Origin of the sequence: Methylobacterium sp. 1973 (assembly GCF_040545035.1) — a bacterium.
GTDB classification, from domain to species: domain Bacteria; phylum Pseudomonadota; class Alphaproteobacteria; order Rhizobiales; family Beijerinckiaceae; genus Methylobacterium; species Methylobacterium fujisawaense.
Genome location: NZ_JBEPLA010000001.1, coordinates 530720 through 553042, shown reverse-complemented (window position 1 = coordinate 553042; position 22323 = coordinate 530720). Strand labels below are relative to the sequence as shown.

The 22323-nt window shown below is 69.5% G+C and carries 20 protein-coding genes; 14 read left to right on the top strand and 6 right to left on the bottom strand.

Features of this window, described 5'->3' with window-relative positions:
• The first annotated feature begins 31 nt into the window (after positions 1 to 31).
• From ABIC70_RS02735 to ABIC70_RS02725, 3 genes are read left to right on the top strand one after another with little or no spacing between them, the layout of a single operon-like run.
• A complete protein-coding gene (locus tag ABIC70_RS02735; protein ID WP_354438818.1) occupies positions 32 to 685 on the top strand; it encodes an amino acid ABC transporter permease in 654 nt (217 codons plus the stop codon).
• Positions 682 to 1338 carry an amino acid ABC transporter permease gene (locus ABIC70_RS02730; protein WP_075381171.1) on the top strand — a complete coding sequence of 219 codons (657 nt, stop codon included), beginning with the start codon at positions 682 to 684 and terminating at the stop codon, positions 1336 to 1338. Before ABIC70_RS02735 ends, ABIC70_RS02730 begins: the two co-directional genes overlap by 4 nt.
• Positions 1331 to 2098, top strand: coding sequence for an amino acid ABC transporter ATP-binding protein (locus ABIC70_RS02725; protein ID WP_354438817.1), 768 nt, complete (start codon positions 1331 to 1333; stop codon positions 2096 to 2098). Before ABIC70_RS02730 ends, ABIC70_RS02725 begins: the two co-directional genes overlap by 8 nt.
• Positions 2099 to 2695: 597 nt before the next feature.
• On the opposite strand, the gene ABIC70_RS02720 is transcribed toward ABIC70_RS02725, so the two are convergent.
• Positions 2696 to 4147 carry a carbohydrate porin gene (locus tag ABIC70_RS02720; RefSeq protein ID WP_354438816.1) on the bottom strand — a complete coding sequence of 484 codons (1452 nt, stop codon included), beginning with the start codon at positions 4145 to 4147 and terminating at the stop codon, positions 2696 to 2698.
• Positions 4148 to 4832: 685 nt separating this feature from the next.
• Here ABIC70_RS02720 and ABIC70_RS02715 point away from each other — a divergent pair.
• The 11 genes from ABIC70_RS02715 to eutC all read left to right on the top strand — a co-directional run bounded on the left by ABIC70_RS02715 (position 4833) and on the right by eutC (position 17283).
• Positions 4833 to 6392, top strand: coding sequence for an ABC transporter substrate-binding protein (locus ABIC70_RS02715; protein WP_354438814.1), 1560 nt, complete (start codon positions 4833 to 4835; stop codon positions 6390 to 6392).
• Positions 6393 to 6448: 56 nt separating this feature from the next.
• Positions 6449 to 7429 carry an ABC transporter permease gene (locus ABIC70_RS02710; RefSeq protein ID WP_043347197.1) on the top strand — a complete coding sequence of 327 codons (981 nt, stop codon included), beginning with the start codon at positions 6449 to 6451 and terminating at the stop codon, positions 7427 to 7429.
• The gene (locus tag ABIC70_RS02705) at positions 7429 to 8349 is read left to right on the top strand and encodes an ABC transporter permease (RefSeq protein ID WP_354438812.1); all 921 of its coding nucleotides are present in this window, start codon (positions 7429 to 7431) and stop codon (positions 8347 to 8349) included. Before ABIC70_RS02710 ends, ABIC70_RS02705 begins: the two co-directional genes overlap by 1 nt.
• A complete protein-coding gene (locus ABIC70_RS02700; protein ID WP_354438811.1) occupies positions 8349 to 10199 on the top strand; it encodes an ABC transporter ATP-binding protein in 1851 nt (616 codons plus the stop codon). The genes ABIC70_RS02705 and ABIC70_RS02700 overlap by 1 nt, the downstream gene beginning before the upstream one ends.
• A 105-nt stretch (positions 10200 to 10304) precedes the next feature.
• A complete protein-coding gene (locus ABIC70_RS02695; RefSeq protein ID WP_043347193.1) occupies positions 10305 to 11063 on the top strand; it encodes a DeoR/GlpR family DNA-binding transcription regulator in 759 nt (252 codons plus the stop codon).
• Positions 11056 to 12348 carry a Zn-dependent hydrolase gene (locus ABIC70_RS02690; RefSeq protein ID WP_354438809.1) on the top strand — a complete coding sequence of 431 codons (1293 nt, stop codon included), beginning with the start codon at positions 11056 to 11058 and terminating at the stop codon, positions 12346 to 12348. The genes ABIC70_RS02695 and ABIC70_RS02690 overlap by 8 nt, the downstream gene beginning before the upstream one ends.
• The gene (locus ABIC70_RS02685) at positions 12345 to 13325 is read left to right on the top strand and encodes a phosphotransferase (RefSeq protein WP_043387989.1); all 981 of its coding nucleotides are present in this window, start codon (positions 12345 to 12347) and stop codon (positions 13323 to 13325) included. The genes ABIC70_RS02690 and ABIC70_RS02685 overlap by 4 nt, the downstream gene beginning before the upstream one ends.
• A 10-nt stretch (positions 13326 to 13335) precedes the next feature.
• Positions 13336 to 14271 carry a phosphotransferase gene (locus ABIC70_RS02680; protein WP_179697553.1) on the top strand — a complete coding sequence of 312 codons (936 nt, stop codon included), beginning with the start codon at positions 13336 to 13338 and terminating at the stop codon, positions 14269 to 14271.
• A gap of 2 nt (positions 14272 to 14273) precedes the next feature.
• A complete protein-coding gene (gene hisN / locus ABIC70_RS02675) occupies positions 14274 to 15062 on the top strand; it encodes a histidinol-phosphatase (protein ID WP_354438808.1) in 789 nt (262 codons plus the stop codon).
• Positions 15063 to 15091: 29 nt separating this feature from the next.
• Complete coding sequence (locus ABIC70_RS02670; RefSeq protein WP_354438806.1) at positions 15092 to 16495, top strand: ethanolamine ammonia-lyase subunit EutB; 1404 nt, start codon at positions 15092 to 15094, stop codon at positions 16493 to 16495.
• On the top strand, positions 16492 to 17283 hold the full coding sequence (eutC, locus tag ABIC70_RS02665) for an ethanolamine ammonia-lyase subunit EutC (RefSeq protein ID WP_354438804.1): 792 nt from the start codon (positions 16492 to 16494) through the stop codon (positions 17281 to 17283). Before ABIC70_RS02670 ends, eutC begins: the two co-directional genes overlap by 4 nt.
• 32 nt (positions 17284 to 17315) lie before the next feature.
• Here the strand turns inward: eutC and ABIC70_RS02660 are convergent, their stop codons facing one another.
• The 5 genes from ABIC70_RS02660 to ABIC70_RS02640 are packed head-to-tail and all read right to left on the bottom strand — an operon-like array spanning position 17316 to position 22322.
• Complete coding sequence (locus ABIC70_RS02660) at positions 17316 to 18872, bottom strand: amidase (RefSeq protein WP_053610316.1); 1557 nt, start codon at positions 18870 to 18872, stop codon at positions 17316 to 17318.
• A gap of 43 nt (positions 18873 to 18915) precedes the next feature.
• Positions 18916 to 19641 carry an ABC transporter ATP-binding protein gene (locus tag ABIC70_RS02655; RefSeq protein ID WP_182591349.1) on the bottom strand — a complete coding sequence of 242 codons (726 nt, stop codon included), beginning with the start codon at positions 19639 to 19641 and terminating at the stop codon, positions 18916 to 18918.
• 1 nt (position 19642) lies between these two features.
• Positions 19643 to 20401: an ATP-binding cassette domain-containing protein gene (locus ABIC70_RS02650; RefSeq protein WP_354438803.1), complete on the bottom strand. Its 759-nt coding sequence runs from the start codon at positions 20399 to 20401 to the stop codon at positions 19643 to 19645.
• Entirely contained in the window at positions 20398 to 21459 is a 1062-nt protein-coding gene (locus ABIC70_RS02645) for an ABC transporter permease subunit (protein WP_354438802.1), read from the bottom strand. The genes ABIC70_RS02650 and ABIC70_RS02645 overlap by 4 nt, the downstream gene beginning before the upstream one ends.
• Positions 21456 to 22322 (bottom strand): branched-chain amino acid ABC transporter permease, encoded by an 867-nt coding sequence (locus ABIC70_RS02640; protein WP_043389184.1) that lies wholly within the window; start codon positions 22320 to 22322, stop codon positions 21456 to 21458. Before ABIC70_RS02640 ends, ABIC70_RS02645 begins: the two co-directional genes overlap by 4 nt.
• Position 22323: the final 1 nt, after the last annotated feature.

Sequence of the window (22323 nt, the reverse complement as noted above, 5' to 3'; positions counted from 1 at the left end):
GCGACAGACCCGGACGCGGAGAGTGACGGCCATGACGTGGCCAGCGATACGCACCATCCTCGACGGCGCGGTGGTTACTGCCGCGCTGGCAGCGCTCAGCATACTTCTGAGCCTGCCCCTGGGCCTCCTCCTCGCGCTCCTGCGTGAAGGCCGCATCCCCGGGGTCCCGGCTCTTCTCGCCGCTTTCGTCAGCCTCGTCCGGGCGACGCCGTTCGTAACGCTCGTCCTGTTCGTCTACTTCGTCCTGCCGGCGGCCGGATTGGAGCTCGAACCGGTTCCGGCCGCCATCGTCGCGCTCACGCTGAATACGGCGGCGTTCAGCAGCGAGATCTGGCGCTCGGCACTCGTGACGTTTCCCCGGGATCAACGTGAGGCGGCTGCCGCCTTCGGCATGTCGGAGCGAGCCACCTTCATCCGCATCGTCTTCCCGCAAATCTGGCGGGCCAATCTCGGGCCCCTGGTCAGCGAGGTCACGATCCTCCTGAAGTGCACCCCAGCCGTGGCCGTTATCGGGGTGGTCGAGATCACCCGCGCAGCCGGCCGGATCGGCGCAGAGACCTACGAGCCGCTGCCTCCCTTCCTCGTCGCGACGCTCATCTACACCGCGCTGATCGCGACGCTCGTGCGCGGCCAGCGCGTCGTCGAGCGCAGGATCGCCCGGCGCTTCGGATTGGCGCGCCCGTGAACGGACTTCTGGTCGTCTGGGAGAGCCGGGATGTCTTCCTCTGGGGGGCGGCCAACACCCTGTCGCTCGTACTGGGGTGCCTCCTGCTCAGCATCCCGATCGGCATCCTCGGCGCCGTCGTGCTCACGGAGGCGCCGGATCCGCTGCGCCGCCTGTTCGCCGAGGCCGTCGATCTCCTGCGGTGCGTGCCGTTCCTGCTGCTCGCCTACGTCGTCTACTACGGCCTGCCGGAGCTCGGCCTCAGACTCGATCCCTGGTGGGCCGGACTGATGTCGCTCACGGTCTACACGACGGCCTACCTCGCGGAGATCTTTCGGGCAGCCTTCCGCGCCGTCGCTCCGGACAACATCGAGGCGGCGCACGCCTTCGGCCTGTCCCGCAGCCTGATCTACCGGCGCATCATCCTGCCCCAGGTCGCCATAACCGCTGCCCCGGTGATCGGGAACCAAGTGATCACGACCATCCGGGACAGCGCGCTCCTCATGATCATCACGGTGCAGGAACTGACCTTCGCGGCGAATTTCGTCAGTGCGAACCATTTCACGCCCTTCGCGCCGTTCGCCGCCGCGGTCGGTCTCTACCTGCTCATGTCGTTCGTGGTCGAGGCGGGCGTGCGCCGCATGGAGCGGGTGAGGAAGGGACGCTATGGCTGAGACTGACGCCGCGATCTCGGTCCGGGGTTTGTGCAAGGATTTCGATGGGTTCGAAGTCCTGCGTGACATCGACCTCGACCTCGCGCCCGGCACGACGACCTGCATCCTGGGGCCGAGCGGCTCGGGCAAGTCGACCTTTCTGCGCTGTCTCAACTGGCTTGAGGAGCCGAGCGCGGGCTCCGTTCACATCGACGGCAAGCCCATCGGGCGGAGCGGGGATGGCAGGGCCACGAGGCCGATGGCACGGCGCGAGCTGGCGTCCACGCGAACCAGCATCGCCATGGTGTTCCAGCACTTCGCCCTCTGGCCGCATCTGACCGTGCTCGGCAACGTGACCGAGGCGCCGGTCCACGTCCTCGGCCGTCCCAAGCGAGAGGCCGAGGAGGAGGGCCGCGCGATCCTGGCCCGTGTCGGCCTCACCGAGAAGGCCGACGTCTACCCGCACACGCTGTCCGGCGGTCAAAAGCAGCGCGTCGCGATCAGTCGCGCGCTCGCCATGAGGCCCAAGGTCATCCTCTTCGATGAGCCCACCAGCGCCCTCGACCCCGAGATGGTCGGAGAGGTGCTGAGCGTCATCCGCGAGCTTGCGCGGGAGGGGCTGACCATGGTGATCGTAACCCATGAGATGAGCTTCGCGCGCGAAATCGCCGACACAATCGTCTTCATGGACGGGGGCCGCATCCGAGAGATTGCGGCGCCAACGGATTTCTTCACCAATCCTCAGTCCGAGCGGGCCCGACGGTTCATCTTCCGACCTTGATGGACCCTATGAGCTCTCGCAGTACGACGTCTTTCTGAGCAAACGCACCGATGTGAGTGTTTGCTGCGATGGGATGGCCGCATCCGCCAAAGGCAGATTCCGGCTTGCGCCTTGTTTCCGTTGAAAGTTTTCAGAAGACGATTTTGCTGGAGCGGGTGAGCAGACACGTTGCTGAAGAAGCCCGTGCAGAACAGGTGTTCTTTGTCGGGTGCCCAGATTGAACCGAGGTGCGCGCGAGGCCTCGCAGTCATCCAAGTATGAAGATGTTCTTGGATGAGAAGTCTCGACTGATCGTTGTGAAATATCTGACGAATTCGTGATCAAGCAGCACATCCTTGCCAACGCGCCGGCTCATCAGCCTCAGCGACGGGGCTAATTCCTCGATTCGATGCTGCTTGCCTCGACCAACTGCCCCTCCATCGTCCTTTCCCTGAAGCGGCCGCAGATGACGCTTCCGCCTGCGCTTGGCGCTGTGCGACGGCCGCCTTTGCAATGTTCGCTTGCGGCCGGACTCGGTGCGGCGCGGCAGACAAGACTGTCACGCCGTCGCCGGAGAGGGGCTGGCCGAGCCCGTCGCTCGGCCAGAATTGGCAAGCCTCAGCCTGGAGCCAACCCGAGCAGCGTGCCGAGTGGGACCGACAGGGTGAAGCCGCCGTAGAAGCCGTCCTTGGGGCGGCGCGCCGTGTAGGGATTGAAGTAGGAATTGCCGTTCACGAGGTACTGGACCACCGGCTCAAGGATCACGCCGCCCGGCATGGCGAAATGGGCATTGAGCTCGAATACGAACTTGTCTCGGGAGAAGGGAGCGCCCGACCCGCCCGAGATGAAATTCGCGTCGGCGAGGAAGCGCGTGTAGTTCTCGTTGAGGCGCTGCCAGTTGATCTTGATGCCGTAGGTGTCGAGGGGACGGCCCTGGTCCGGCGCCTGCAGGAGCAATCCGACGAAGCTGTTGAAGCGGATCGGGATCGTCGGATCGAAGGCATATCCGGTCCCGGTATAGACCGAGATCGCGGTCGGGTGGGGATTGACCTCGCGTCCGCCATCGGCCCGCCAGAGGGTCTGCGTGCCGGTCAGCACAATCCCTGACGTCCCGGATTTCTGGAGGACCGGCGTGCCGGGATTGAGGCCTTTGGACGTGCCGAAGACGGTCTTGAAGTTGTCGTCATGATCGGCCGAGTTGTAGAAACCCGTCAACGAGGCGCGTCCGGGATAGGCTTCCTGCGTGTAATCGGTCACGCGGCCGATCTCGAACATGGCGAGGGCGCCCGACAGGCGCTCATAGCCCCAATCGTAGCCCGAGAGCACGTTGGTTCCGGGATTCACGCTGAAGGCGCCGGCCTGGATGTACGTGGTCGGCGATGTCTTGTAGGCGAAGTTCGCCCCCCAGACCGAGTAGAGCGGCGAGGTCCAGCCTGCATTGAAATACAGGATGTCCTGGAAGCAGGAGTTGATCGAGTTGCAGGGCGGCAGGGCGTAATAGCGGCCCGGATGGGTGCGGCCGACCTCGATGACGAGGCGGTCGTCCAACAGCTTCTGCTGATAGGTCAGGAGCGACAGGCGGTTGTCGTTCGGATTGTAGGGCGGCTGATACCCGATCGTGGTATCGCCGATGTCGCCGGCCATGTTGAGGTTGCGCACCAGGCTGAAGAGCGTCTCGGTGAAATTGATGCTGCCGCCCGCGATGCCGGCAAGCTTCTGCATGTCCGCCGTCATCGACAGGACGAAATAGGCGGAGTTCGATTGCTGCCCCGTGCGCAGACCCGCGGACGGGTTGGCTTGGTAGAAGTCGTACATGTTGATGTCGAAGGTGAAGCCGGCCGCCGCCATCTCGGTCGCCCAAGGCGCGAGCGGACCGACGCGGATTGGCGATGTCGCCTTTGCGGCGATATCCGGGTTCGTCCGCGCCTGCGTCTGGTCGCTCAATGTCTCCACCGGCGTCGCGGTCTGAGCCGCCGCCGGAAGTGCGGTCAGGCTCGATCCGAGCACGAGCAGGCCCAGGACCGCGCCGGTCCCGGATGGTGAGGCGAAGCGCGAAATGTCCCCGATCATCGTGATCTCCGTTCGGGGGTCCGGCCGGCGCATGCCCGGGCGCGGACCGGCCGCGGGGCGGCAGGCCGAGCGGCCGGGAGCCGTCGGGACCCATTCGGTGCCGGTGGTGTGACTGGTTCGGCGTTCTGCGCGCCTTCTCGATGACGGGCCGATCACGGTTCGGTCGTCAGCCGAATCCGGTCTCGCCGAAGGACACCGCTACTCTTGCGGGTCCGAGCTCATCGCTGCCTCAACGTGTCATGAGAGATTCTGCATCGTCAATGGGGCGTGCATGGTTTTTGTGTAGTCTGACCGAGTCGAGATTTTTCGGCCACAGTTGAGCGTGGGAGGGCGGCATCGACCCGTCATGGTGGAACTGCGATTTAATCCCGCTACTTTTGCTAAAGACGCCGGAAGACCGTCTACTTTGCGTTGTATATTCGCGAGTTCGCGTCTCGGATCGGCTCGATACATGAAGTCGAGGGCGATTTTGCTCACCGCATGGGCATCTTCGGCGCCAACGGACCGATAATCGGCAGCGTGTTTACTCTGTGAGCACGGTGCTCACACGTCACGCACCGTCGCGTCTACGCGCGGCGACGATCGCGGGTCCGCCGTACTCCGGCAATGCACGACACTGGCACGTGGCTTGCTGTGTGGTTTTTGACCGATGTGTGTCGTCGGTTCGAAGGTGGAGGGCGACGGGATGGATCGCAGGCGGTTCCTTCAGCGGTTCGGTACGATCGCCGCGTGCGCGCAGATCAACCCCGACTTCCTGATCGCCTCGGCCTTCGCCCAGAGCGCGCGGCCTCTGGTCTTCCTGTCGGCGGAGAACATCACCGGGAACTGGGACCCGACGGCCCACACGACGCTCTCGCAGAAGAACATCGAGGGTTTCGTGATGGGATTCCTCACCCGCACACCGATGACGCTCGATGATCCGGGCAAGGTGGTCTACGAACTGGCGACCGACATCAAGCTTCTCGACCCGCACCGCCTGCAGATCACCCTGCGCGACGGGGTCACATTCCACGACGGGAAGCCCTTCAAGGCCGAGGACGTGAAGGCGACCTTCGAGTACGGCGCGCAGCCCGATCGACCGGCGCAATGGTATCCCGGACCGACCGACACGCTCACGATCACGACGCCCGACGACCGTACGGTGATCGTCGACACGACGAAGGGCGGCTACCCGGCGCACCTCTTCGTCTTCCTGGCCTCGTTCCTGCCGATCATGTCGGCGAAGGACGTGGCCGAGGGCCCCGGCGGCGTCCTCGCCAAGCGCCTCAACGGCACAGGCCCGTTCCGCTTCGTCGAGCAGCGCGGCAACACCACGGTGCTCAAGGCCCACGAGGGCTACTTCAAGGGGAAGCCGGCGATTCCCGGCATCGACTTCACCTTCACGGCGGATTCGACCACCCGGATGCTCTCCCTGATGAACGGGCAGGCCTCCATCGTCGAGCGCCTGGAGCCCGAGCAGGTCGAGACCGTCAAGGGCAACCCGAAGATCGCCGTCAGCCGGATCGTCTCGGTCGAGAACAAGTATCTGTGGTTCCGTTGCTCCAAGCCGCCGTTCAACGACGTCCGCCTGCGCCTCGCAGCCTGCCACGCGATCGACCGGAGCGTGATCCTCGATGTCCTCGGCTCCGCGGGCCACGCCTCGTCGAACTTCGTCTCGCCGGTGAAGTTCGGCTATGTCGACCTGAGGAATTATCCCGCCTACGACCCCGACAAGGCGCAGGCGCTGCTGGCGGAGGCCGGCTTCCCGAAAGGGAAGGGCTTGCCGCCGCTGGAATACATCACCTCGGTCGGTTTCTACCCGAAGACCAAGGAATACGGTGAGATCATCACCGCGATGCTGAACGAACAGGGCTTTCCGGTCACCCTCACCGTGCTGGAACCCGCGGCCTGGAACGAGCGCCTCTATCATCGCCCCGGCGGCGGGCCGGGCCACATGATCGATTGCGGCTGGTCGACCGGATCGCCCGAGCCCGACTTGGTGCTGCGCACGCATTTCCACGCGTCGTCGCACCGCATCACGGGTCTGGAGGATCCGGAGGTCGACGCGAGCCTCGACAAGGAGCGGAACGCGCCGACCCTGGAGGCACGCAAGACGATCCTGCAGACCGAGACTATGCCGCTCCTGGCCGCCAAGGCGCCGGCCCTCTCGCTTTTCACCTCGGCGATGATCCACGCGATGCAGGCCGACCTGAAGGGCCTCTTCATCTATCCCGACGGCTCGATCGACGCCGCGCGCACGGCCTGATCTGCATCCCATCCCCGCCGCCTCCGGCGGCGCGTCACCCGTAGCCCCATCGCCCGATGTTCGTGCTCAGCTTCCTCGCCCGGCGCCTCGCGCAGGGGGCGATCATCATCACCCTGGTTTCGCTCCTGATCTTCACGCTCCTGCGCGTCGTTCCGGGCGACCCGGTGCGCCTGATGGTCGGCGGGATGGCGCCGGATTCCCTCGTGGAGCAGATCGCCAACCGGATGGGCCTGCGCGATCCGATCCTGGTCCAGTTCGGCCGCTACGCCGGGCAGGTGGTGCGCGGCGACCTCGGCCACAGCTTCGTGCGGCCCGCCAACGGCGCGGCCACGGGCGGCGCGAATTTCGACGACGCGACCCGGGCCGAGCGCGCTCCCGTTGCCGCCCTCATCGGCGAGGCCCTCCCGATGACGCTGCAACTCGCTGCCCTGGCTCTGGCCTTCGCCCTGGCCTTCTCGTCGCTCGTCGGCATCGCCGCGGGGCTGAGACCGGGCGGCCTCGCGGACAGGTTCGCGTTCGCGGTCTCGTCGATCTTCATCTCGCTGCCGAACTTCTGGCTCGCGATCGTGCTCGCGCTGCTGTTCTCGGTGAAGCTCGGCTGGCTCCCGGCGGTCGGCTACGGGGGCTTCTCCTACACGATCCTCCCGGCCATCGTGCTGGCGGTGGAACTGTCGCCGGTGCTGATCCGCACCCTCTCGGGCGCCGTGGCCGCCCAGATGGGCGAGGCCTATGTCGCGGTCGGCCGCATCCGCGGTCTCACGGAGACGCGGATCGTCGGGGCGCATGTCCTGCGCAACGCCGCCGTACCGCTGCTCAATCTCCTCGGCGTCCAGTTCTCCAGCCTGCTCGGCGGCGTGATCATCGTCGAATACATCCTCGACTATCCCGGACTCGGCCTGCTTACCATCAACGCCGTGCTCCAGCGCGACTTCCCGCTGATCCAGGGCATCGCCATCGTCACCAGCGCGATCTTCGTCGTGATCAACATCCTCGTCGATCTGGCCGCCACGATCATCGATCCGAGGCTCGCCTACTGATGGGCGTCGAGTCGAGCCTCACCCTCGGGTCCGTCCCGGTCGATACGGGACGCTCCCGCTCGATCGGGCGCCGCATCCTCGGACGGGCGGCCCGGGCGACCGGGTTCCGCATCGGCCTCGGTCTGCTCGGTGTCCTGGTCGTGGCCACCGTCCTCTATCCCGAGCTCAGCGGCCTCGATCCCGGCAAGATGGATGTCCGCGCCCGCCTGCTGCCGCCGCTCTTCGCCGGTCCGCACTGGAGCTGGGCGCACCCGCTCGGCACGGACCAGATCGGCCGCGACATGCTCGTCCGCTGCCTGATCGGCCTGCGCTACTCCTTCCTGATCGGCGTCGCCTCGACCGCGCTGACCCTCGTCATCGGCTGTGCGCTCGGGATGGTCGCGGGCTATTTCGGCGGCCGGACCGACGCGGTGCTCATGCGCATCACCGACGCGCAGCTCTCGATCCCCATGATCATCCTGGCGATCGCCGTGCTCGGCGTGTCCCGGCCGACGATCCCCGCCATCATCCTCGTGCTCGGGCTGTCGAACTGGCCCGTCTACGCCCGCGTGATGCGCTCCGTCGCGATGGCCGAGCGCGGTCGCGAGTACGTCCGGGCCGCGCAGGTCTCCGGCGCGAGTCATGCCCGGATCGTGCTGACGCTGCTGACGCCGCTCCTCGTGCCGCCGATCCTGTTCACGTCGGTGCTCGACATCGCCCGGATGATGATCTTCGAATCGACGCTGGGCTTCCTCGGTCTGGGCGTGCAGCCGCCGACGCCGACCTTCGGGAACATCATCGCGGACGGCCGGAAGTATCTGCTGAACGCGTGGTGGATCGCCACCATGCCGGGCGTGTTCCTCGGCCTGACGCTCATCGGCCTCAACCTGATCGGCGCGGCGTGCGAGCGCGCGCGCAACGCGATCCACGGAGGCGCCTGATGGACACGCCGCCGGTCCTGTCCGTCCGCGATCTGAGCGTCGACCTCGCCGGGCCCATCGGCGGGCGGCGGATCCTCGACGCCATCGCGTTCGACGTCGCGCCGCGGGAGATCGTCGGCGTGGTCGGCGCCACCGGCGCGGGGAAGACGGTCCTGGCGAAGGCCCTGGTCAACGGCCTCGAGCCGCCGCTCACCGCGCGCGGAACGGTGCGCTTCCGCGGGCAGGATATCCTCAATCTCGCCCCGCGCGCGATGCGGCCCCTGCGCCGGGAGATCGCCTATGTCGGCGCCAACCCGATGGGCGCGCTCGACCCCACGCTGCCCGTCGGCCACCAGATCGCCGAGAAGATGCGGGCCGTGAATCCCGCCGTCGCGGCGGCGGAGGCGCGCCGCCGGGTCGTCGCGCTGCTCGACGCGGTCCGGATACCCTCTGCCGCCCGGCGCTTCCACGATTACCCGTCGCAGTTCTCCGGCGGCATGATGCAGCGCGCGCTGCTGGTGGACGCGATGATCTCGGATCCGGCGCTCCTCGTCGCCGACAACGTCACCCAGCCCCTCGACGTGACCGTGGCCGCTCAGGTCATCCGCCTGATGCGCGAGCTCACGGAGCGCTTCCAGACGGCGATCCTGTTCGTCTCCTCGTCGCTCCCGGTTGCCCGGGAAGCCGCGTCGCGCACGCTCGTCATCGATTCCGGCCGCCTCGTCGAGGAGCAGCCGACCGAGGCCCTGATCGCCCGGCCGCGGCACGCCTACACCCGCGATCTGGTCGCCCAGATCCCGACCATCTGGACCCGCTCGCCCGCGTTGCCACGCACCGGCGAGCCTGCGTGCGACCGGTCCGAATCGAGCCCGGTCATCCGCCTGGAGGACGTGTCGCAGACCTACCGGGTGCGGGAGCGGGGGACCTTCGCGGAGACGAGCGCGCTCCGCGCCGTGCGCAACGTGACCTTCGACATCCACAAGGGCGACAGCTTCGCGGTGGTCGGTGAGAGCGGCTGCGGCAAGTCGACGTTGATGCGCCTGCTCAGCCGCCTGGAGCGCCCCAGCGGCGGCCGGATCCTGTGCGACGGGCAGGACATCGCGCCGCTCGCGGGACCGGCACTCCTCGGGTTCCGCCGCAAGCTCCAGCTCGTGCTGCAGGACCCGTTCAACTCGCTGCCACCCCGCACCGGCATCGGCGCGATGCTCGAGGCGCCCCTGCGCACCCACGGATGGCGGGATGCCGGCCGTATCCGCGAGCGCGTCCGCGCGGTCATGAACGATGTCGGCCTCAGCCCCGCGCTCTACGACGCGCTGCCCGTGGGCCTGTCCGCGGGCCAGCGCCAGCGCATCAACGTCGCCCGCGCGATGGTGCTCGAGCCCGAGATACTTCTGATGGACGAGACGCTCTCGTCGCTCGACCAGACCGAGCAGTTCCGGCTGCTCGCCCTGTTCGAGAAGCTCCAGCGGGCACACGGCCTCACCTACATCTTCATCAGCCACGACCTCGCGATGGTGCGCAAAGCCTGCAACCGCATCGCCGTCATGTACCTGGGGGAGGTCGTGGAACTCGCCGACAACGAGCGCCTGTTCTTCGATCCGGGCCACCCCTACACGAAGGCCCTGCTGTCGGCGATGCCGACCCTGGAGGAGCGCCGCTACCGCCCCGAGGAGTGCCTCCTCGACGGCGAGCCGCCGAGCCCGATCGACCTTCCGGCCGGCTGCGCCTTCCGCTCGCGCTGTCCCCGCGCCTTCGCGCCCTGCGCGGCCGAGGGGCCGCACCTCGTGACGCGCGGCGCGGGCGCGCTCGCCGCCTGCCACCGCGTCACGGCTTCCGGCGCGCGGCCGGTCCACGTCGACGCTGCAGGTTAACAGATGACGCAGTCCGATGAATTGCGGCCCGTCGAGGACCATGCCAACCCGTTCCTAGGTTGCGTCCCGTCACGAGGGATTACAACCCTGGGGAGACGGACGCCGATGAGTATAACCGAGCCGCGCCTGCAACTGATCCTGACGGAGTTGCAGCGCGACGGTCGCGTATCGGTCAACGAGTTGGCGAGCCGCCTCGGAATCAGCACCGAGACGGTCCGGCGCGACCTGCGGGACCTTGAGATGCGCGGGCATGCCCGCCGGGTCTACGGCGGCGCCGTCATCGACCAGAAGAAGGACGATCAGCCCTTCGACGAGCGGGCGCGCGTCGGCATGCGCGAGAAGGCGCGCATCGCGACAGCCGCCCTGGCGCTGGTGGAGGACGGCATGACCGTCTTCATCGATACCGGCACCACGACCCTGGCCTTCGCCCGGCAGTTGGTCGGCCGGCGGATCACCATCCATACCAATTCCATCGGCATCGCCACCCTGTTCGCCGACGATCCGCAATCGCAAGTGACCGTGCTCGGCGGCGAGATGAAGCCGCATTACCGCGGGCTGTTCGGCCACCGCACCGTCGCGGCCGTGCGCGAGCACGTCTACGACCTCGCCGTCATGGGCATCGTGACCGTGCATCGCGAGCACGGCTTCATGGATCTCGGCCAGGAGGAGGCGGTCCTGCGCCGCGCCGCCGTCGAGCAGACCCGGCGCTCGGTGATCCTGGCCGACAGCTCGAAATTCGGGCGGCTCGGCACGATCCGGACCCTCGGTCTCGGCGACGTCGACACGCTCGTCACCAACGCGCCGCTGGCGAGCGACTTCGCCGACGCCTTCCGACACTTGAACGTGGATGTGCTCCATGCCTGAGACACCGTCGCCGTCCTCCGTGCGGATCGATGCCGCACGCCTCCACGGGATGATGGACGCCGTATCGCGCTTCGGTGGCGGCGGCGACGGGTCGATGACGCGCCTCGCGCTCTCGGCCCAGGACGGCGCCGCCCGCGACTGGCTTGGCGCCTGGTTCCGGGAGAACGGGTTCACGCCGCAGGTCGACCGGATCGGCAACCAGTTCGGCCGCGTCGACCTCGCCGGGGGCAACGCGCCGACGATCATGGTCGGCTCCCACCTCGACAGCCAGCCCAATGGCGGCCGCTTCGACGGTGCCCTCGGCGTCGTCGCGGCCTGCGAGGCGATCCGTGCCGTGCGTGCGTCCCTCGCGGAGCGCGGGCTGAGGTCGGCCTGCAACTTCGTCGTCGCCAACTGGACCAACGAGGAGGGCGCCCGCTTCCAGCCGAGCCTCCTCGGCAGCAGCGTGTTCGCCGGCCAGGCCGAGCTGGCCTGGGCCCTGGAGCGGCGCGACGGCGCCGGGATCGCGGTCGACGAGGCCCTGGCGGCGATCGGCTATGCGGGAACCGACACGGTCCCGGTGCCGGACGCCTTCATCGAGCTCCACATCGAGGGCGGCCCCGTGCTGGAGCGCGAGGGGAAGCGGTTCGGCGCCTTCACCCGCTACTGGGGGGCCACCAAGTACCGCCTCGCCTTCCTCGGCCGGCAGGCCCATACCGGCCCGACCCCGATGGCCGAGCGCCGCGATGCCCTGCTGGCGGCCGCCTACCTGATCGCCGACCTGAAGGACATGGTGGCCGATTACGGGCTCGACCTGCACACCTCGGTCGGGCGGCTGGAGGTCTTCCCGAACTCGCCCAACACCGTCCCGAGCGAGGCGGTGCTGTTCATCGAGCTGCGCTCCGGCGCGCCGGCGATCCTGGAGGAGGCAGAAGCACGGCTCAGGACGTTCATCGCCGCGGCGGCGGCGCGGGCCGGCGTCGAATCGGAAGTCCGCGCCATCGATCTGCGGCCCGCGGGCGCCATGCATCCCGGCCTCGTCCGGCTCGCGGAGCGGGCCGGCGCCCGCAATGACGCGCCGCCCCGGCCCCTCGACACGATCGGCGGCCATGACGCGATCAGCCTGGCGGCGGTCTGCCCGGCGATCGTGCTGGCGGTGCCCTGCCGGGACGGGGTGATGCACCATCCGACCGAGTTCGCCGCCCCGGAGGATCAGGCCTTCGGCACCCAGGTCCTGGCCGACATGCTGATGCTGCTGGCCACGGAGGGTCTCGCGGCCCTCGGCACCGGGGGAGAGGTCCGGTGAAGGCGCCGGGCGCGCCCGACGGCGCTCACGAGCGGCTGGCCGAGGAAGCCCTCGCGGCGATCCCTCTCCTGGCGAACCGGCCGGTCCGCTACGGCGTGGCGTGCCCGGGCGCGGCGTCGCCGTCGTACCACGGCGTCGAGTCGGCCACCTTCCTGGTGGCGACGGCGCCGGATGCGGACCCGGACTACTTCCTCAAGATCACCGAGCCGGCCGCGGCCGCTCTCATCGACCCCGCCGCCGCGTTCGAGGCCGCGACGCGGATCGCCGCGCTGGGGCTCGGCCCCGAGCCGCTGCATCTGGCGCAGGCACAGGGGGCGATCCTGTTCCGCCGCCTCGGCCCCGAATGGCGCCCGGCCTCCCTCGACCGCCTGCGCCAGCCCGATGCCATGACGGCGGTGATCGGGGCCTTCGACCGCATCGGCGCCGGCGCACCGTTCGGCCGCCGGTGGAGCGTCTTCGACGGCATCCGGACCCTGCGCGCGGCCCTCGGCGCCGAGGGCGAGACCCTGCCGGCGGACCTGCCGCCGGATGCGTGGTTCCTCTTCGACTGGGGCGACGCCATCGAGGCGGCGCTCGCCGCCGCCGGGACCGGGTGCCGTCCGGCTCACGCCGACCCGCACGCCTCCAACCTGCTGTTCGCGCCGGACGGCGCGCTGCGCCTCGTCGACTTCGACATGGCCTGCGATACCGACCCGCATCATCAGCTCGGCGCCTTCCTCAACGAGGCCTGTCCGTTCGAGAGCGAGATGCGACTTGGCATCGAAATCGCTGAGGGGACCTGCCGGGCGGACGTGTTCAGCCGCTGCCGCGCCTACGCTGCCGCCGATGATCTGTACTGGGGTCTGCGGGCGCTCGCGATGGACCGTGTCTCGCCCCGGCGCAGCCTGGAGTTCCGGAAATATGCGAGCTGGCGACTTCTGCGCTGCCGCACGCGGGTCAGCCGCCCGGACTTCGAGGAAACCCTGAGGACGCTGTGAGGAGCGCGGCATGATCCCTTTCGGAGGCGGACGCACCGAGGCCGAGCGAGCCTTCGAGGCGACCCTTCACCGGGTTGCCCCGTGGCAGGGGCGGCCGATGCGCTATCGGCCGGTCCTGGGCGGCATCAGCAACACGAACTGGCGCGTCGAGGTCGCGGGCGAGGCGCACCCCTATTTCGTGAAGATGCCCGGGCGGGGCACCGAGATGTTCATCGATCGGGCCGCCGCCCGCGCCGCGAGCCGGCAGGCGGAGGCGATCGGCCTCGGCCCGCGCACCTTCGACTATCTCGACGCGGAAGACGTGGAGATCGCGGAGTTCGTGGAGGGCCGCCGGCCCTCCACCAATCGCGACTTCGCCGACGCGGCCGTGCGCAGCGAGGCGATTGCCCTCTATCGCCGCTTCCACGACGCGCCTCTGCTGCCGCTCACCAAGACGGTGTTCGACATGATCGACGAGCACGACCGTCAGGCCGTCGACCTCGGCGCGCTGCTGCCGCCCGATCAGGCTTGGCTCACCCGTCAGACGCGCCTCGCACGGGCTGCCCTGGAGGCCTCCGGCATCGACCTCGTGCCCTGCTTCAACGATCCGATGCCCGGCAACTTCCTGATCGGCGAGGACGGTTCGATCCTGCTGATCGACTTCGAATACGCCTCCAACAACGATCGCCTCTACGACCTCGCGATCTGGAGCGGAGAAATGTTCTTCTCCGAGGACGTCGATCGCACGGTGATCGAGATGTATTTCGGTCGGTACAGCGACCAGCTCTTCGCTCGGCTGATGGTGCACAAAGCTCTGGCCGACGTGAAATGGTCGACCTGGGCGATGGTGCAGAACCGCATCTCGGACCTCGACTTCGATTTCTACAAGTACGGCATCTGGAAACACATGCGCGCCCGCTCGATCATGAACGACACGCGGTGGCCTGCTTTCCTGAAGGCGCTCTAACCATGCCGGAAGCGCTTCCCTCCGCAGGCGAGATTCTGGCCTTCGCGACCGGGCTCGCCGACGCGGCCCGACCGGTGGCGATGCGCCACTTCCGCACGGAACTCGACATCATCGCAAAGGCGGATGCGAGCCCCGTGACCCTGGCGGACCGGGCGATCGAGACGCTCCTGCGCGAGCGGATTGCGGCGCGCTTTCCGGAGCACGGCATCGTCGGCGAGGAGATGGGTGTGACGCCGGGCCAGGGCCCAGTCTGGGTCATCGACCCGATCGACGGCACCAAGAGCTTCGTGACCGGGCTGCCGCTGTTCGGAACCCTGATCGCCCTCCTCGACGGCGGCCGGCCGGTGGTCGGCGTCATCGACATGCCGGCCCTCGGCGAGCGCTGGGCGGGCATGCCGGGCGCGGCCACGTTCAACGGGGCGCCGACCCGGGCCAGCACCTGCCGGTCCCTCGCCGCGGCGCGGTTCTTCACGACCACGCCCGACGGCTTTTCCGGTTCGGACGCGGCGCGCTACCGGCGCCTCGTCGACCGCGTCGGCATCCGGCGGTTCTGCGGCGACTGCTACGCCTACGGTCTGCTGGCCTCCGGCCATTGCGATCTGGTCGCGGAGACCGGTCTCCAGCCCTACGATTACCTCGCCCTCGTCCCGGTGATCGAGGCGGCCGGCGGTGTGATCACCGACTGGGCGGGCTCCGCGCTGACCCTCGACTCGGACGGGCGGGTGCTCGCCGCCGCCACGCCCGACCTGCACGAGGCCGCCCTCGACATGCTGCAGGATCGGGTTCCCTGACGTCCGACAGCGCGCCGGGAGCGCCCGCCATGGCCTACGCGACGACGATCGAAGGCACACGCTTCACCTTCCCCGACCTGCGCCGCCTGCTCGCCAAGGCGACGCCGGAGCGGTCCGGCGACCAGCTCGCCGGCCTCTGCGCCGACGGGCCGGTGGAGCGCCTGGCCGCGCAGATCGCGCTGGCGGACCTGCCGCTGAAGACCTTCCTGGCCGAGGAGCTGATCCCCTCGGAGGAGGACGAGGTCTCCGATCTGATCGCCCGCCGGCACGACGCGGCGGCCTTCGCGCCGGTCTCGTCCCTCACGGTCGGCGCCTTCCGCGAGTGGCTGCTCTCCCCCGCCGCCGACGCGCAGGCGCTCGCCGCCCTCTCGCCCGGCCTCACGCCCGAGATGGTCGCGGCGGTCTCCAAGATCTGCCGGCTGCAGGACCTCGTCGCCGTCGCCGCCAAGCGGCCGGTCGTGACGCGCTTCCGCTCCACGATCGGCCTGCCCGGACGCCTTGCCACCCGCAACCAGCCGAACCATCCGACCGACTCGTCCGAGGGCATCCTGATCTCGGCCCTCGACGGCCTGCTGATGGGCTCGGGCGACGCGGTCATCGGCGTGAACCCGGCCACCGATTCCCTGCCGGACTACATCCGCATCGTCGAGCTTCTGGAGACCCTGCGGCTGCGCCTCGACGTGCCGATCCAGCATTGCTGCCTCGGCCACGTCACCGTGGCGATCGAGGCCATGGCGAAAGGCGCACCTGTCGACCTCGTGTTCCAGTCGGTGGCGGGCTCGCAGAAGGCCAATGCCGGCTTCGGCGTCGACCTCGCCGTCCTGCGCGAGGCCTCGGAGGCGGCGCGGGCGCTGGGCCGCTGCCCGGCGGGCGGCCAGGTCATGTATTTCGAGACCGGCCAGGGCTCGGCCCTTTCGGCCGACGCCCATTGGGGCGTCGACCAGCAGACCATGGAGGCGCGCGCCTACGCGGTGGCGCGCGAGTTCGACCCGCTCCTCGTCAACACGGTCGTGGGCTTCATCGGCCCCGAATACCTGTACAACGGCAAGCAGATCATCCGGGCCGGGCTGGAGGACCACTTCTGCGGCAAGCTGCTCGGCCTGCCGATGGGCGTGGACGTCTGCTACACCAACCACGCCGATGCCGACGGCGAGGACATGGACGCGCTCCTGACCCTGCTGTGCGCAGCCGGCGTCAACTTCGTCATCACCGTGCCGGGGGCGGACGACGTGATGCTGAACTACCAGTCGCTGTCCCACCACGACGCGGTCTTCGCCCGCGAGACCCTGGGCCGTCCGCCGGCCCCGGAATTCGAGGCGTGGCTCCGGGACGTGCGCATCACGGACGCGCAGGGCCGGCTCACCAGCGCCACGGGCGTGCTGCCCCCGGCCCTCGCCGCGGCCTCCCGGCTCCTGCCCGGGCGGGCCGCGTGAGCGACCCGACCGAGCCGGCCAAGCCGGCCCACGCGGGCACCCCGACGCTGCGCGATCTGCGCGGGCTGACCCAGGCCCGCATCGCCCTGGGCGCGCACGGCGCCGGCCTTCCCACCGGCGCGGCGCTCGCCTTCGGCCTCGACCATGCCCGCGCCCGCGAGGCGGTCTGGACGCCCCTCGACGCGGCCGCGATCGGCGCAGCGCTGCGGGCCCAGGGCCTGGAGTCGGTGGAGGTCCGCTCCGCCGTGTCCGACCGGACGGAGTACCTGCGCCGGCCGGACCGGGGCCGCAGCCTCGCTCCGGAATCCGCCACGGTGCTCGACGGTCACGGGCCGGGCTTCGACGTCGCCATCGTGATCGCGGACGGGCTCTCGGCGACGGCGGTCGCGCTGAACGCGGTCCCCGCCGCCACGGCGCTCGCGGCGCGGGTGCGCCGGGCGGGCTGGAGCCTCGCCCCGGTGGTCGTCGCGAGCCAGGGGCGGGTGGCGATCGGCGATCCCATCGGGGCGCGGCTGGGGGCGCGCTGCGTCGTGGTGCTAATCGGGGAGCGGCCGGGCCTGTCGGCCTCGGACAGCCTCGGCTGCTACGTCACGTTCGGCCCGGAGCCGGGGCTGCCCGATTCCCGGCGCAACTGCATCTCGAACATCCGGGAGGGCGGCCTTTCGGTCGAGGCGGCCGCCGGGCAGATGGAGGCGCTGCTGCGGGCGATGCTGGCCCAGGGCACCAGCGGCGTCGCGCTGCGCCGGGAGGATCCCGCCGAGCCGACGCCGGCTCTGCCGGCCGGGTAGCCCCGCCGCCTTCACGGCGGGGCGCTATCCCTTCAAGCCCGGAGGTCGGGGGCCGCGCGGTGGCGGGTCGCCTGCTCGTAATCGTAGGCGAGCCCGAGGAGGTCGGCCTCGCTCCAGAGCGGCCCGACGAAGATCAGGCAGAAGGGCGAGCCCGAGGCGTAGCGGCCGGCCGGCACGACCACGCCCGGCAGCCCGGCGATGTTGATCTCGCACACGGTGGTCTCGTGGATCGTCTCCGACCCGTGCAGGGCCGGCACCGCGTCGCGGGTCTGAGGGAAGACCAGGGCGTCGAGACCCTGCTCCGCCATGACCGCGGTGAAGATGTCGAGGTAGCGCTCGCGCGCCGCCAGGAAATCCGAGAGATCCGGCGGGGCGAGGGGATCCGCGCGACAGGCCGCGAAGGCCGGCACCTGATTCATCCAGTCGAGGACGCCGCCCGGGGCCAGGGGATCTTCCGCCTTCGTGGCGGCATCGAATTCGGCGAGGGTCCGGTAGGCGGCCTGCGGACCGAGCCGTTGCAGATAGTGGTGGAGGTCGTAGAGCACGCTCTCGATGCCCCGGGCATCGTAGTGATCGAGGCCGGCGACGGGCTGGCCGAGTTCCGCGAAGCCGCTGCCCGCGAAGGGATCGGCCACCAGGGTGGCGCCCCGTGCGGCAATCTCATCCTGGGCCCGGGCGTAGAGCTGGATCGTCTCCGCGGAGAGGGCCCGGTCGCGCCAGCCCGGCCCGTAGAGCCCGAGGCGTTTGCCCCGCAGGGCCGTCTCGGAGAGCTTGGCAGCGTAGCCGCCCTTCGGACGGCGGCCGATCCCGGCCACGGTCTTCGGATCGGCCGCGGTGTAGCCGGCCAAGGCATCCAGGGTCAGCGCCGCGTCGCGCACGCAGCGGGCGATCGGCCCGACCACGTCGCGCGTGCTGCCGGCGAGCGGGACCACCCCGGTATTGGGCACCAGGGCGAAGGTTGGCTTGATGCCGACGAGACCCTGCGCCGAGGCCGGGTTCTGGATCGAGCCGCCGGTCTCCTCGGCGAGCCCCAACACCGCGAGGCTGGCGGCGACGGCGGTCGCAGTGCCGGCGCTCGATCCGCCGGGCAGGAGGTCGGGCGCCATGGCGTTGAGCGTCGGGCCGGCCCAGCTGTCGTTGGCGTGGCTGCCCGTGGCGCTCAGCACGGGCACGTTGGTCTTGCCGAGGATGACGCAGCCGGCCGCGCGCATCCGTGCCACCACGGGCGCGTCGGTGGCGGGCATCAGGTCGACGCCCCCGGCCTTGGCGCAGAGGAAGTGCCAGCCGGCCGTGGTCGGCAGGCCGGCGACGTCCATCGTATCCTTGATCACGACCGGCACCCCGGCCAGCGGCCCGAGGGCCTCGCCGGCGGCCCGGCGGCGGTCGATCGCCCGCGCCTCCTCGACGGCGTGCGGGTTGAGGAAGATCACCGCGTTGTAGCGCGGGTTGTAGGTCTCGATCCGGGCCAGGAAGGCTTGGGTCAGGGCCTCGGCCGTCACGCCGCGCGCGAAGGCGGCCTGGGCGTCGGCGACGGTCATCTCGGACAGCATCCCGGCAAGATCGGGCGCGTCGGTCGGGGCGGCATCCATCGGAAACTCCGGGCTTGGGACGGACAGGCGGGGCGTCGGCGGCTCAGGCCATGCCGACGAACTCGTCGATCAGCGATCGGTCGCGTGCGACCTCGGGCGGGACCTCGCGGGTGATGACGCCCTTCTGAAGGATCAGGATGCGCTCCGAGAGGCCGGTGATGCAGGTGAGGTTCTGCTCGACGAGGAGCAGCGCGATCCCGCGCTCGCGCCCGATCCGCAGGAGGATCTCGATGATCTCCTCGATGATCGAGGGCTGGATGCCCTCCGTCGGCTCGTCCAGCAGCAGGATGGTCGGCCCGCCGCACAGGCAGCGGGCGAGCGCCAGCAATTGCTGCTCGCCGCCCGACAGGGCGCCCCCGGGCCGGTCGAGATAGGCCTTCAGCCGGGGGAAAGTGGCGAGGATGTCGGCGATGGTCTCGTCCTCGCCGCGCTTCGACAGGAGGCAGCCCATGCGCAGGTTCTCGCGCACGCTTAGCGCCGGAAAGATCTCCCGGCCCTGGGGGACGTAGCCGAGGCCCATCCGGGCCCGGGCCGTCGGGCTGCGCCGGGTGATGTCGGCCCCCTCGAACCGGACCTCCCCGGCGGTGGCCGGCAGGTAGCCCATCAGGGTGCGCAGCAGCGTGGTCTTGCCCATGCCGTTGTGGCCGAGGATGCCGACGAACTCCCCCGGTCGCACCGCGAGGGTGACGCCGCCGAGGATCGGGATGCGGCCGTAGCCGGAATGCAGGCCCTCGACGGAGAGGAGCGGCGGGCTGGCTGAGGCGGTCATGTCAGGCGGCCTGCTTGCCGAGATAGACGTCGCGGACGCGGGCATCGGCCAGCACAGCGTCCACCGTATCCTCCATGAGGATCCGGCCCTGGTTGAACACCGTCACGGTCTTGGCGATCATCCGGATGAACGGCATGTCGTGCTCCACCACGATGAGGGCGTGGGTGCGGTTGATCTCGCGGATCAGCTCCGCCGTGCGGTGGACCTCCTCGTGGGTCATGCCGGCGGCGGGCTCGTCCAGGAGGATCAGCTCGGGCTCCTGGGCCAGCACGGTAGCGATCTCGACCCATTGCCGCTGGCCGTGGGCGAGCTGGCCGACGGTCCGCCCGGCGATGCCCGTGAGGTTGAGGCGCGTCAGCGTCTCGTCGACGATGCGGCGGGTGCGGGCGATGGACTTGCGCCGCCCGGCCGCCACGAAGACGTTCTCGTGGACCGAGAGGCCGTTGAACACGTTGGGCACCTGCGTCTTGATGCCGACGCCGAGCCGCGCGATGGCGTGGGGCTCGGCCCCGGTGATGTCGGTGTCGCGCAGGCGGACCCGGCCCTCGGTGGGCTTGAGCTGCCCGGTCAGGATCTTGAAGAAGGTGCTCTTGCCGGCGCCGTTGGGGCCGATCAGGCAGCGCAGCTCGACCTCCCCGAGGGTGAAGTCGACATCGGCGACCGCGGTCACGCCGCCGAACCGCATGGTCACGCCGCGAGCCTCGACGAGGGGGCGCAGCGGCGCGCCGTGATGGCCCGTGAGCGGGCTCGGGGCGTTCATCGTGCGCTCCCCGTGGCGAACCCGTCCTGCGCCGTGCCGGCGACCCTGCGCGGCCGCCGCTCCAGCAGGCGCAGGCCGAGGCTGCGGGCGACCGGGACGAGGCCCTGGGGCACCAGCAGGACGAAGCCGACCAGGACGAGACCGAGGCCGAGGTTGGAATCCACCGCGCTCTGGCTGCCGGCGGCGATGATCAGCGCCTGGATCAGCACCGCGCCGAGCATCGGCCCGATCAGGGTGCCGAGACCGCCGACCAGCACGTAGATGATCACCTGCGCCGACATCGGCAGGGCGAAGACCGTCGGACTGATGAAGCCGCCCCAGTTGGCGTAGAGGCAGCCGGCGAGGCCCGCGACCCCCGCGGCGATCATGAAGGCGATGAGCTTGTAGAGGCGCGGGTCGTAGCCGATCAGCTGCGCCCGCGTCTCGTTCTCGCGGATCGCCACCACCACGCGGCCGAGGCGGCTCGCCAGGATCCCCCGCAGCAGGGCGTAGACGAGGATCAGCGCGCCCATCGCGGCGTACCAGATCCCCTCGATGTCCAGGGGCTCGTCGGGATGGCCGGGCGCATTGAGAGCGGGGATCGCCGGGATGCCGTTGAAGCCGCCGAGTTCCGCCACGCCGATCCGGTACTGGCTGCCCGAGGTGGCGTTGACCAGCTGGAACAGGATCACCGACACGGTGAGCGTGATGACGCCGATATAGGCGTCGCTGATCCGGCCGTAGAACATGAAGTAGCCGAGCAGGCCGGCAAACAGCATCGGCACCAGGATCGACAGCAGCACCGGCACGCTGCTGTCGCCCATGTTGAGGACCGCGACCGCGTAGGCGTAGCCGCCGAGCCCCAGGAAGGCCGCCTGCCCGAAGCACATCACCCCCGCGAAGCCCCAGACGAAGCCCTGCGAGAGGCCGAACATCGCGAGCGCCGCGAAGCCGGTGCATTGAACGAGGCCGAACGTATCGAGGGCGTGCGGCGCCCCGAACAGGATGGCGAGGCCGAGGGCCAGGGTCGCCAGGAATCCCGCGGCGGAGAGCCGGCGGGCGGGGGCTGCGGAGGTCATAGGCTGCGCCTCAGGTAGCGGCCGGTGATGCCTTGCGGGAGGACGCGGATCAGCAGGATCGCCGCGACGAGGAGGGCGACGTCGCCGATGACCGGCGTCGTCTTGAACGAGACGAGTTCGTTGATGACGCCGAACAGGCTGGAGGCGAGGCCGGTGCCGGTAACGATGGCGGGGCCGCCGCCGAGAACCGTGATGAAGGCGCGGGCGATGTAGGCCGCGCCCATGGCCGGGGAGACGCCCGAGATCGGGGCAAGGACCCCGCCGGCAAGGCCCGCCAGGGCGGCGCCGAGGGCGAAGGTCGCCATGTAGATGCGGTTCGGCTGCACCCCCAGCGCCGCGGCCATACGCGGGTTCTGCATGGTCGCGCGCAGGATCAGGCCGAACTTGGTGAAGCGCAGCACCAGGAACATCGCTCCCAGCGCGGCCAGTGCCGTCGCCACGATGACGAGGCTGTAGAGGCTCGCCCCGTAGCGCCCGATGTCGAAGCTGCCGACCGGCGTCGAGACCCCGCGCACCACGTTGCCGTAGAGCGTGGTGATCAGCCCGATCAAGCCCAGGCTGATGCCCCAGGTGGCGAGCATCGTGTCCATCATCCGCCCATAGAGGAAGCGGATGACGGTGCGCTCCAGGATCAGCCCGATCACGCCGACCACCAGGGGCGGCAGGACGAGCATCGCGATCCAGATGTTGACCCCGGCGCCGCTCGCCATGACCGCCGTGTAGGCGCCGAGCATCATGAATTCGCCGTGGGCGAGATTGATGATGCGCATCATCCCGTAGATCACCCCGAGGCCGAGGGTGATCAGGACCAGGGTGGCGATGCCGGTGATGACGTTGAAGGCGAGCAGTCCGGCGAGATCCATC